The organism is Halomonas sp. H2, assembly GCF_050215315.1.
GTDB lineage: Bacteria > Pseudomonadota > Gammaproteobacteria > Pseudomonadales > Halomonadaceae > Vreelandella.
Window position 1 is genome coordinate 2,744,714 of the sequence record NZ_CP189760.1, and the last position, 12,017, is coordinate 2,756,730.

11 protein-coding genes are annotated in these 12,017 nt (G+C 54.7%); 9 read left to right on the forward strand and 2 right to left on the reverse strand.

The genetic code is table 11. The features are described from left to right. Positions 1-88: 88 nt before the first annotated feature. Both clpS and ACQE2I_RS12790 read right to left on the reverse strand, forming a co-directional pair. Positions 89-394: an ATP-dependent Clp protease adapter ClpS gene (clpS, locus tag ACQE2I_RS12785; RefSeq protein ID WP_427031466.1), complete on the reverse strand. Its 306-nt coding sequence runs from the start codon at positions 392-394 to the stop codon at positions 89-91. A gap of 273 nt (positions 395-667) precedes the next feature. Then, a complete protein-coding gene (locus tag ACQE2I_RS12790) occupies positions 668-2,905 on the reverse strand; it encodes an NADP-dependent isocitrate dehydrogenase (protein WP_427028457.1) in 2,238 nt (745 codons plus the stop codon). A 257-nt stretch (positions 2,906-3,162) separates the two neighbouring features. On the opposite strand from ACQE2I_RS12790, the gene ACQE2I_RS12795 reads away from it, so the two are divergent. The 9 genes from ACQE2I_RS12795 (at position 3,163) to ACQE2I_RS12835 (ending at position 11,958) form a co-directional block, all read left to right on the forward strand. Beyond that, positions 3,163-3,798, forward strand: coding sequence for a pseudouridine synthase (locus ACQE2I_RS12795; protein ID WP_427028458.1), 636 nt, complete (start codon positions 3,163-3,165; stop codon positions 3,796-3,798). Next, positions 3,795-4,235, forward strand: a complete 441-nt coding sequence (locus tag ACQE2I_RS12800) for an NUDIX hydrolase (protein WP_427028459.1) — start codon at positions 3,795-3,797, stop codon at positions 4,233-4,235. Before ACQE2I_RS12795 ends, ACQE2I_RS12800 begins: the two co-directional genes overlap by 4 nt. A 103-nt stretch (positions 4,236-4,338) precedes the next feature. Beyond that, positions 4,339-5,529 carry a tRNA 2-thiouridine(34) synthase MnmA gene (mnmA, locus tag ACQE2I_RS12805; protein ID WP_427028460.1) on the forward strand — a complete coding sequence of 397 codons (1,191 nt, stop codon included), beginning with the start codon at positions 4,339-4,341 and terminating at the stop codon, positions 5,527-5,529. Continuing rightward, positions 5,526-6,167 carry a high frequency lysogenization protein HflD gene (gene hflD / locus ACQE2I_RS12810; protein ID WP_427028461.1) on the forward strand — a complete coding sequence of 214 codons (642 nt, stop codon included), beginning with the start codon at positions 5,526-5,528 and terminating at the stop codon, positions 6,165-6,167. The genes mnmA and hflD overlap by 4 nt, the downstream gene beginning before the upstream one ends. Before the next feature lie 79 nt (positions 6,168-6,246). Then, entirely contained in the window at positions 6,247-7,632 is a 1,386-nt protein-coding gene (gene purB / locus ACQE2I_RS12815) for an adenylosuccinate lyase (protein ID WP_427028462.1), read from the forward strand. 56 nt (positions 7,633-7,688) lie between these two features. Continuing rightward, the gene (locus ACQE2I_RS12820; RefSeq protein ID WP_427028463.1) at positions 7,689-8,879 is read left to right on the forward strand and encodes a JmjC domain-containing protein; all 1,191 of its coding nucleotides are present in this window, start codon (positions 7,689-7,691) and stop codon (positions 8,877-8,879) included. Continuing rightward, the gene (locus ACQE2I_RS12825) at positions 8,879-9,304 is read left to right on the forward strand and encodes a GNAT family N-acetyltransferase (RefSeq protein WP_427028464.1); all 426 of its coding nucleotides are present in this window, start codon (positions 8,879-8,881) and stop codon (positions 9,302-9,304) included. The genes ACQE2I_RS12820 and ACQE2I_RS12825 overlap by 1 nt, the downstream gene beginning before the upstream one ends. 310 nt (positions 9,305-9,614) lie before the next feature. Continuing rightward, on the forward strand, positions 9,615-11,213 hold the full coding sequence (locus tag ACQE2I_RS12830; RefSeq protein ID WP_427028465.1) for an isocitrate lyase: 1,599 nt from the start codon (positions 9,615-9,617) through the stop codon (positions 11,211-11,213). Positions 11,214-11,487: 274 nt separating this feature from the next. Then, the gene (locus tag ACQE2I_RS12835; RefSeq protein ID WP_427028466.1) at positions 11,488-11,958 is read left to right on the forward strand and encodes a glycine zipper 2TM domain-containing protein; all 471 of its coding nucleotides are present in this window, start codon (positions 11,488-11,490) and stop codon (positions 11,956-11,958) included. The last annotated feature ends 59 nt before the right edge of the window (positions 11,959-12,017 follow it).

Genomic DNA, 12,017 nt, shown 5'->3' on the forward strand with positions numbered 1-12,017 from the left:
GTCGGATCAGTTTAATCGACCGGCACTCTCAACATCGGGTACAAATGGCACGGTTGCAAGCCTCACCGCCAATTATTTCTCAACGTTCTCAATCAGCAGCTTCGATATCGCTTATCAACGGATGCTCACACTCGCGCGCGTATTCGTTTACCTGATAACTTTTGGTTTCAGCTATATCCCGCGTAAACACACCACAAGTGGCCTTTCCTTGGGTATGTACTGCGAGCATAACCTGAACGGCCTTCTCGCTATCCATGTTGAAAATACCTTGCAGCACTTCAATAACAAACTCCATCGGCGTGTAGTCGTCATTGTGAAGCACCACCTTATACAGCGGCGGTTGTGCCAGCGCAGGTTGCGCTGGCACAACCGCTAGATCACCATCATCGGGCATATCAGGTCGCGTCATTCCCGCTTTAACGGGTAGCACGGTCAGGCATGAACTATCTAGGTTAGGCATAAGCAGCACGGTTGGTAGTCTCGCCACTGACCTATGGAAGCATCTAATAATGTTGTCTACTTTTCAGACGCTGCCGATCAGCAAGGGTTCATGGAAAATACAAAATTAACATATTAATTAAGACAAAAATCCCTCGCCCACCAAGGTGGGCGAGGGATATCACAGCGTTTTCATGCGCGTTGCACAGTGGCCGCGCAGATAACACCCTTAGTCGTTTGCCACCATAGCAAGCGCTTCGTTGAGCGTTTTGCTTGGACGCATGACGTGGCTAGCCAATTCGCCGTTCGGGTGATAATAACCTTTAAGATCAACGGGCTGACCTTGAACGCCGTTGAGCTCGTCAATGATAGTAGTTTCATTGGCTTTCAGCGTTTCCACAAGGCGGGCAAAGCGTGTTTTTAGTTCAGCGTCTTGATCCTGAGCCGCCAGCGCTTCTGCCCAATAAAGTGCTAGATAGAAATGGCTGCCTCGGTTGTCCAGCTCACCTACTTTGCGTGAAGGAGACTTGTTGCTTTCGAGGAACTTGCCGTTAGCCTCATCCAACGCTTTCGCCAGCAGCTTAGCTCGGTCGTTGCCAAAGCGTTTAGCGAGGTGCTCCAAAGAGGCCACCAGCGCCAGGAACTCGCCAAGGCTGTCCCAGCGCAGGTGATTCTCTTCCAGTAACTGCTGCACGTGCTTAGGTGCGGAACCACCAGCACCGGTTTCAAACAGACCACCGCCATCCATCAGGGGAACGATAGACAGCATTTTAGCACTGGTGCCTAACTCAAGAATCGGGAACAGATCCGTCAGGTAATCGCGCAGGATGTTGCCTGTCACCGAGATAGTATCGAGGCCACGAATCACACGTTCTAGGGTGTAACGCATTGCCCGAACCTGGGACATGATATGGATCTCGAGCCCGTCAGCATCGTGATCCTTGAGGTACGTTTTGACCTTTTTGATCAACTCGTTCTCATGCGGGCGGTAAGGGTCGAGCCAGAATACCGTCGGCATACCAGAATCACGGCAGCGCTCAACTGCCAACTTCACCCAGTCGCGAATCGGTGCGTCTTTGACTTGGCACATCCGCCAGATATCACCCTGCTCGACGTTCTGCGTCAGCAGTACTTCGCCCGTGTCCAAATCGGTAATATTAGCAACACCATCTTCTGCAATTTCAAAGGTCTTGTCGTGGGAGCCGTACTCTTCGGCTTTTTGCGCCATCAAACCCACGTTGGGTACGGTTCCCATGGTGGCCGGATCAAAAGCCCCGTGCCATTTACAGAAATTGATCATTTCCTGGTAAATACGCGCGAACGTCGACTCGGGCATAACGGCCTTGACGTCCTTAAGACGACCGTCACCGCCGTACATCTTACCCCCGGCACGAATCATCGCTGGCATCGAAGCATCGACAATCACATCGCTGGGCGAGTGGAAGTTGGTGATACCTCGAGCCGAATCGACCATCGCCAACTCTGGGCGCTTTTCATGGCAGGCGTGCAGGTCGCTGATAATTTCATCACGCCGTGATTCTGACAACGCCTCTATCTTTTCGTAAAGATTGGCGATGCCATTATTGACGTCGACACCCAGTTCTTTGAACAACTCACCGTGTTTCTCAAAGGCATCTTTGTAGAAAATCTTGATACAGTGACCAAACACAATCGGGTGCGAAACCTTCATCATCGTCGCTTTCACATGCAACGAGAACATCACGCCAGATTTACGAGCATCTTCTATTTCCCGCTCGTAGAAGTCACACAAGGCTTTTTTGCTCATGAACATACTGTCGATGATCTCGCCGTCGAGTAGCGGGATATTTGACTTGAGCACCTGGGTCTGGCCACTGTTGGTGATCAGCTCCATCTTCACATTGCGCGCACGGTCCAGCGTTATCGACTTTTCACCGTCGTAGAAATCGCCCTTATGCATATGGGAAACATGGCTGCGCGAGGCCTGACTCCACTCCCCCATCGAGTGAGGGTATTTGCGCGCGTACTCTTTGACGGCCTTCGGCGCACGACGGTCGGAGTTACCTTCACGCAATACTGGGTTAACCGCGCTGCCTTTGACTTTGTCGTAGCGCGCTTTGATATCTTGCTCTTCGTCGTTGCTTGGCTCGTCAGGGTACCCCGGTAGTGGGTAGCCCTGCTCTTGCAGCTCTTTAATCACTGCGCGCAGCTGCGGCATGGAAGCGCTGATATTGGGCAACTTGATGATATTGGCTTCTGGAACCTTGGCCAGTGCACCTAGCTCGGCTAAGTGGTCCTCAATACGCTGCTCTTCAGTCAAGTAATCAGGAAATAAAGAGAGAACGCGAGCCGCCAGGGAGATATCCCGGGTTTCCACTTCAATGCCAGCAGCGTCGGTAAAGGCGTCAATAATCGGTAGCAAAGAATATGTTGCGAGCGCAGGCGCTTCGTCGGTGAGCGTGTAAATGATCTTCGGCGTTTTAGACATTTTGCGTTAACCTCTTTTTTCTATCGCTGTGATTATAAAGACCCTGAGCGACGCGACTCATTCAACGAGAGACCATGCCGCGAAGCAGGCGGGGCCGCTTTATCTAGTTTTATCTAGCTTCACCAATTATCAATCGATGGTGGTTGAGCTGGTTTTTGAGACGGTTGTGTTGAAACGGTTTTGAAAAGTATACCAGCGCTGCATTTTAATCACATGAGAGATTGTCGACAAATCAAGGGCAGCCCCCTAAAGAGATTATGAGCACTTTATATTTATTGCATAAACCCTATCGCATGCTCTCTCAGTTTACTGATACACAGGCTCGTGCCACATTAGCCGATGTCATTACTGTGCCGGGCGTGTACTCCGCCGGCCGGCTTGATTACGACTCTGAAGGTCTGCTGCTGCTCAGCGATGACGGCGAATTGATTCACCGCATCTCTCACCCTCGCCATAAGCAGCCCAAAACCTACTGGGCTCAAGTCGAAGGACACATTGACGACGCGGCGCTCAAGGCGTTACGCCAGGGCATTACGCTTAAAGATGGCCCTACCCAGCCCGCCAAGGCGCGGCGAATAGATACCCCCGCTACTGCGCCGCGCCAACCGGCCATCGACCCCAAGCGCCACCCGTCGACTAGCTGGCTGGAGTTAACCATCAGTGAAGGGCGTAACCGCCAGGTGCGTCGTATGACCGCCCATGTCGGCTTCCCCACCCTGCGCTTGATTCGCACCGCCATTGGCCCCTGGCGGTTGGAGGGCTTAGCCCCCGGCGAATGGCGTAAGGAAACGTTACACGCACCTCGACTTACCACGTCGCCCCCTGGTCAGCGAAAAGCTCAACAAAAAGAGCAGCGCGCGCGCCCCACCGCCAAACGCAGGAAGCCCTCATGAGTTGTATTCATAGCACAGCGGCCTGCGTGATTCAGCGAGGCGAGCAGTTCTTAATGGTCGAGGAGCAGCGTGGCGGCTCGCAGAGCGTGTTTAACCAGCCCGCTGGGCATATCGAACCCGGCGAAGGACCCATCGCCGCGATCCTACGCGAGGTTCAGGAAGAGACCGCTTGGCGGGTGGCGCTCACCGGCTACCTTGGGCTGTATGTTTTTCATACCGATAATGGGAAGACATTTCATAGCCACGGCTTTATTGCCGAGCCGCAGCACCAGCTTAATCTCGCCCTCGACCCCGATATCACCGCTACCCACTGGTTAACGCTTGAGCAAATACGCGGATTGGATCAGCAGGCGCGCCTACGCAGCCCGCTGGTTCTACAGCGTATTGAAGATGCGCTCAGTGGTCGTGACTATCCGCTGGCGGTGATTCGCGAGTGAAGCACTCGAAGCCATTACCCCCCATCGTGTATAATCCTCGCCCAATTGCGCATTGCTCTTTTGCACACTGCTTATTTGCACCCTACTTCAACTGAGGATGCCTATGTCATTCACAACCGGGTCATCCACAACCGGGTCATCCACCAATGGTTCACCGACTACCGAGCCAAACGCTAACGGCAAAGTGATTGTCGGCATGTCCGGCGGCGTCGACTCGTCTGTTTCCGCCCTTCTCCTTATGCAGCAAGGCTATGAGGTGGAAGGCCTGTTTATGAAAAACTGGGATGAAGACGACGGCACCGAATATTGCACAGCCAAAGAGGATCTCGCCGACGCTGAGGCCGTCTGCGAAAAGCTCGGCATTAAACTGCACACCGCTAATTTTGCCGCAGAGTACTGGGATAACGTCTTTGAGCACTTTTTAGCCGAATACAAAGCCGGCCGTACGCCTAACCCGGATATTTTGTGTAACCGGGAAATCAAATTTAAGGTGTTCCTTGAGTACGCCGAAATGCTGGGTGCCGACAAAATCGCCACCGGTCATTACGTTCGTCAAGGTCAGGTACGCCAAGGGGATGGCGATGTTCGCCCGCGGCTGCTTAAAGGGCAGGATGGCAATAAAGATCAAAGCTACTTTCTGCATGCGGTGCCGGAAGCCGCCATTGCACGCACGCTATTCCCCGTGGGGGAACTGGAGAAACCCGCCGTGCGTGCGCTGGCCGAGCAACACGGGCTGATTACCGCCAAGAAAAAAGACTCCACCGGTATCTGTTTTATCGGCGAGCGGCGTTTTCGCGATTTCCTGCAGCAGTACTTGCCCGCCCAGCCCGGCACTATTGAAACGCCGGATGGCGACGTGATTGGCCAGCATATGGGGCTGATGTACTACACCCTAGGCCAGCGCCAGGGTTTAGGGATCGGTGGGCTCGCCAACTACTCAGAAGAGCCGTGGTACGTGGCGGCGAAAGACCTGGATCGCAACGTCCTGGTCGTGGTGCAGGGTAAGCATGATCAGTTGCTCTACTCCGACACATTAGCGACAGAGGCCATGGATTGGGTAGCTGGCGAGCCGCCGGTTCAACAGGGCCGCTTTACCGCCAAAACGCGTTATCGGCAAAGCGACTGCGGCTGTGAAATGCACGCGCTGCCAGATGGTGGTGTCGAGGTTACCTTCGACGATCCACAGTGGGCGGTCACCCCTGGTCAATCGCTGGTGCTTTATGATGGCGACATTTGCTTGGGCGGCGGCGTTATCCGCGCTACCTGGAAGAAAGCCGCGGAGGCTGCTGCATGAACTCCCCTACCCCGATTCATCGCGCACCCGACTCATCCGCTGCCCGCCAAGCACTAGCTTTGGCGGGCGTGTTTCAAGCCGCCAGCCTGGTAGACGAACTCGCCCGCACCGGCCAAGTGGATACTCGCGCCTGGGAGACACTGATTGAAGCTACCGTGGATACCAACCCGGAAAGCTTTGCAGCTATTTACGGCGGGCACCCCAATAATCTTCGCCGCGGCCTGGACACCTTAGAAGCCCTGGTGGGCCGCAAGCAGGCCAACCCGGTGGTGCTGCGTTATGGTTTTTCGCTGCTGATGCTAATGAATAAACTACGCACCAACAACGACATGATGGATTCCTTGGGCCAGAAGCTCACCCGCATTCAGGGTCAGGCCGAGCATTTCGGCTCTACCCATGAAAACGTGGTCGCCAGTCTGGGGGAAGCCTACCAAGAGACTATCTCCACCTTTAAAACCCGCATTGTGGTGCAGGGTGACCCCTCGCTATTGCAGAGCCGCATGATGCCCGAGCGCGTGCGCGCCTGCCTAATGGCAGGGATTCGCTTTGGGTTACTGTGGCATCAACAAGGCGGGCGGCGGTGGAAGCTGGTATTCCAGCGCAAGGCGCTGCGCCGGGCGCTGGACAACCTCAGCTGACCGCTACCCAATCGACTATTCTGTTCTCGCTTAATTTGTTCTCGACTAACCTGTTCTCGAATCATCTGGAAACCATGCCATGCAACTCTCTGCTTTGACCGCCCTCTCTCCCGTTGACGGCCGCTACGCCTCTAAAGCCGCTGCCCTGCGCGAACACTTCAGTGAGTTCGGCTTGATCCGCGCCCGAGTGATTGTGGAAGTTCGCTGGCTACAGCGCTTGGCTGAGCACACGCAAATCATCGAAGTGCCGCCGCTCTCTGCAGAAGCAACTGCGTTTCTTGAGCAGTTGATTCGTGAATTTTCGATCGCTGATGCCGAGCGCATCAAAGAGATCGAGCGCACCACCAACCACGACGTCAAGGCGGTGGAGTACTTCCTCAAAGAGAAAATTGCCGATCAAGCCGAGCTGCATGCGGTCACCGAGTTTATTCACTTTGCCTGCACCAGTGAAGATATTAACAACCTCTCTTACGGCGTGATGCTCAGCGATGGCCTGAACGCCATGCTGCCTACCATGCACGAAGTCGCTGACGAAATCGCCAAGCTGGCGATTGTCCACGCCGCCCAGCCGATGCTTTCCCGCACTCACGGGCAAACGGCAACGCCCACCACGCTGGGCAAAGAGATGGCCAACGTTGCCTACCGCCTTAAGCGCCAGCTCAAGCAGATTGAAGCGGTGGAAGTGCTGGGCAAAATCAATGGCGCCGTGGGCAATTACAACGCTCACCTGACCACCTACCCAGAGATCGATTGGGAAGCCAACGCGCGCACCTTCGTGGAAGGCCTAGGGTTAACCTTTAACCCTTACACCACCCAGATCGAGCCTCACGACTATATCGCCGAACTTTTCGATGCTATTTGCCGCTTCAATACGACCCTGATCGACTTCGATCGCGACGTATGGGGCTATATTTCATTGAGTTACTTTAAGCAGCGCACGGTTGAGGGTGAGATTGGCTCATCGACCATGCCGCACAAGGTTAACCCGATCGACTTTGAAAACTCCGAGGGCAACCTGGGCCTGGCCAATGCAGTTCTTAGCCACCTCGCCCAGAAACTGCCGATTTCCCGCTGGCAGCGTGACCTGACCGACTCTACTGTGCTGCGCAACCTGGGCGTGGGCCTGGCCTATGGTTTGATTGCTTACCACGCCAGCCTGAAAGGCATCAGTAAGTTGGAAGCCAACCCGGAGCGTTTAGACGTTGACCTGGATAACAGCTGGGAAGTGCTCGCCGAGCCAATTCAAACCGTTATGCGCCGCTACGGCATTGAAAAGCCCTACGAAAAACTCAAGCAGCTGACCCGCGGCAAACGTATCGACCAAGCGGGCTTTGCAGCGTTTATTGATACGCTGGAATTGCCCAGCGAAGTTAAAATCGAGTTGAAGGCGCTCTCACCGGCCAATTATATTGGTAATGCTCAGGCCCAGGCCGAAGCGCTGACACAACAGTTAAACTGTTTATAACAGCTTCCTTTATAACGCTACTTTATATCGCCAACTTACTAACGCCAGGGCATGCCATGAACCATCACGATAAGCCGTTAACCCTGCTGGGCGACCTTACCGCCGCCGACTTTCTGGCCAACTATTGGCAGCAAAAACCGCTGCTGATTCGCGGTGCGGTGCCCGACTTCATCAGCCCGATTGAAGCCGACGAGCTGGCAGGGCTTGCCTGCGAGCCTGGCGTAGAGGCGCGCTTGGTCGAAGAAGAAGGCCCCGAAGGCCCATGGCAGGTCTCCCACGGCCCTTTCGATGAGGCCACCTTTGAACGGCTGCCGGAAACCAACTGGAGCCTGCTGGTCCAAGCGGTTGACCACTACGTGCCCTCGGTGGCGGCGCTACTGGACGAGTTCGATTTCCTGCCCCGCTGGCGGCTCGATGATGTAATGATCAGCTACGCGCCTCCGGGCGGCAATGTGGGCGCGCATCTCGACCAGTACGACGTTTTCCTGCTCCAAGCCAGCGGCCACCGTCGCTGGCAGCTGGGTGGCAAACTGACCGAAGATGCGCCGATTATCCAAGGTATTGACCTGCGTATTTTGAAAGAATTCAGCGTAGAGCCGGACTCTGACTGGGTGCTGGACCCCGGCGACATGCTCTATCTCCCACCTGGCTGGGCGCATCACGGTGTTAGCCAAAGCGATGACTGCATGACCATTTCAGTGGGTTTTCGCGCACCTTCCGCCGATGAGGCGATCACCTCATATGCGGACTACCTCGGCGAACAGCTTCCTGCCTCTCAGCGTTACAGCGATGCGGGTATGGCGCCTGCCCAGCAGCCCGGTGAGCTGGACGACGCCGCCGTTGAGCGTATGCGCCAGTTGATTATGTCGACACTGGACAACCCGGCCCAAGTTGCCCAGTGGTTTGGCCGGGTGATGACCCAGCCCAAGTATGTGGATCAAGTGGTGCCACTTGAAACACCGCTAACCGAAGCGGCGCTTGTTGCTCAACTACAAGAGGGCGAGCCACTTTACCATATGCCCGGCTCACGCTTTGCCTGGCGTAACGATGCCAGCGGTACCACGCTATTTGTAGATGGTGACGGCCACGCCTGCTCAACTGAATTAGCCAAACGCCTAGCCGATACCACCCCACTCTACGCCGAAGACCTTGAGCTTGACGGTGCAGCAGCGCTCATCACCCAGTTGGTCAACACCGGCAGCCTCGGTTTTATGGGCGATGAAAGTGAGGATGGCGAGGAGTATTAATGGCGATTACCCACATCAGTACTGGTACCTGGGAGACGTTGGGCCAGGCTGCCAGCGAGATCCGCCGCAAGGTGTTTATCGACGAGCAGAAAGTACCTCAGGAAGAGGAGTGGGATGGTCTGGACCCGCAGTGCCAGCACTTTCTTGCCATGCTTGATGGGCAGCCGGTAGGCACCGCACGCCTGCTGCCCGATGCACACATTGGCCGTGTCGCGGTACTCGCTAATGCCCGCGGCACCGGTATTGGTGTGCTGCTGATGCAGGCCGCAATTGAGGGGGCACGTCATGCGGGCCACACCCAGGTGGCCCTCAGTGCTCAGGTGCATGCCCTGGCATTTTATGAGCGGCTGGGCTTCGTCGCTCATGGCGATGAATTCCTGGATGCGGACATTCCCCATCGAGAAATGGCACTTTCGCTCGATTAAGCAAGCCCTCTGGATTGATCTCTAGCACTGCCTCGGCAGTGCTTTTTTATGCGCTCTTGCCGCCATCTTGTCGAAAAACCACTACACAAACACGCCCTTTCTCTACCTCCCTGTCGTCGGGTTACAACGCCCCGTGCCCCCAAGTGTCAATTGTTGAATGCGCTAGCTTGGTGGATAGTTATTGCATTGCAGCGCCGCGAGAGTTGCTCAGTGTTTCAGAAAAACGGGACGCTGCTGAGAGGACTTCTTAGCCGCAGCATAAGTGAATGCTAATTTGCAAAACACCATCATGACCAAAGAGGGTAAGCTCATGTCAGGACTGCTCAACGATATCAAAGCCATGGCTCAACTACGCGAAGCGCAAGGCGGTAAGTGGGAAGCTATCAAGCCTGAATACGCGGCCCGTATGCGCGCTCAAAATCGCTTTCACACCGGCCTGGACATTGCCCGCTACACCGCTAAAGTTATGCGCGAAGATATGGCAGCCTACGATGCTGATACTGCCCAATACACCCAGTCGCTCGGCTGCTGGCACGGCTTTATTGGCCAGCAGAAGCTTATCTCGATCAAAAAGCATTTTGGCACCACCAAACGCAGCTACCTCTACTTATCAGGCTGGATGGTCGCCGCGCTGCGTTCCGAGTTCGGCCCGCTGCCCGACCAGTCCATGCACGAAAAGACCTCCGTCGCAGACCTGATCGAAGAGCTCTACACCTTCCTACAGCAGGCCGATGCTTGGGAACTTAACCACCTGTTCCGCGCCCTGGATGAAGCCAAAGAGGCGGGCGATAGTGGCAAAGAGCAAGAACTGATCAGCAAAATTGATAGCTACGAAACCCATATCGTCCCGATCATTGCTGATATCGACGCTGGCTTCGGTAACGCAGAGGCCACTTACCTGCTGGCCAAGAAGTTTATTCAAGCGGGTGCCTGCTGCATCCAATTGGAAAACCAAGTCTCTGACGAAAAACAGTGCGGCCACCAAGACGGTAAAGTCACCGTGCCCCATGAGGACTTTTTGGCCAAGATTAACGCCGTGCGTTATGCCTTCCTGGAGCTCGGCATTGAAGATGGCGTTATCGTGGCGCGTACCGACTCACTTGGCGCTGGTTTGACGCAAAAAATCGCCGTCACCAACGAGCCCGGAGATCTAGGCGATCAGTACAACAGCTTCCTGGATGGCGATGTAATCGAGAACGCCGCCGATATTAACAATGGCGATGTGGTCATCAAGCAGAACGGCAAACTGGTTAAACCCAAGCGCCTCGCCTCGGGCCTTTACCAGTTCAAACCTGGCACCGGCGAAGACCGCGTTATTCTGGACTGCATCACCAGCCTGCAAAACGGCGCCGACCTGCTGTGGATTGAAACCGAGAAGCCCCATGTAGGCCAGATTGCCAGCATGGTTAACAAGATTCGTGCAGTAGTGCCGGATGCCAAGCTGGTCTACAACAATTCACCGTCATTCAACTGGACGCTGAACTTCCGCCAGCAGGTGTTTGATGCTTGGCAGGAAGAGGGTAAAGATGTCTCGGCCTACCAGCGTGAAAAACTGATGAGCGCCGAGTACGACGTAACAGAGCTTGGCCAGTTGGCCGATGAGTGGACGCGTAACTTCCAGCGTGACTCATCTCGCGAAGCGGGGATCTTCCACCACTTAATCACCCTGCCGACTTACCATACCGCCGCTCTGTCCACCGACAATCTGGCGAAAGGCTACTTCGGCGACGAAGGCATGCTGGCTTACGTGAAAGGCGTCCAGCGCCAGGAAATCCGCCAGGGAATCGCCACGGTTCGTCACCAGGATATGGCCGGCTCCAATATCGGTGATGACCATAAAGAATTCTTCCACGGCGATGCCGCACTCAAAGCCGGTGGCAAAGACAACACGATGAACCAGTTTGGCTAGTTAACAGGCTTTAGTGCTTTAACAGACCATGTAACCCTGTAACAGGAGGCCTCAAGGCCTCCTGTTTTTGATCGTTGAGGTATATTTGCACACTGTTTTCTTAATACGCTGTTACACTCTGACTTAGGCTATTTATTAGCGACTGCACATTCGCTTTGATCTTTTTAAATGGTTGCTGGTCAAAACCAATGGCATCAGCTATTTTTAGCGAACACTGTTCTATAACTTTAATCGCTCCGCGACAGTTATCAAAATAGACACCCTGGAGGTTTTAATGAAACGTCTTCTTTTACCTATCGCCGCCATGAGCATGCTCACCCTAGCAGGCTGTGCTAATACATCTGGCTACTCTGGCGATGTCTATAGCGGCAACCAAGCTAAAACAGGCCAAAGCGTCACCTACGGCACTATCGTGGCGGTTCGCCCGGTACAGATTCAAGCCGATAGCCGTGCTGGAGGCCTTTTAGGTAGTGGTGGCGGTGCGATCATTGGTGGGCTTCTGGGCAACCAAGTCGGCGGTGGTTCAGGTCGTCAATTGGCAACGGTTGCTGGGGCACTCGGCGGTGCGGTTGCAGGAACCGCCGCTGAAGATGCAACTAACCGCGTCAATGCACTGGAAATGGAAATTCGTCGTGACGATGGCTCTGACATTGTGGTCGTTCAACGTGCAGACCGCCAATTCCAAGCCGGTCAGCGTGTTCGCCTGATCGGTAGCGGCGCGAACATGAGCGTTGCGCCTTATTAATCTATGAAGCGCTAATGAATAGTGTTTAAACGTCACAAAAAAGTCCGGCCATCTAACGT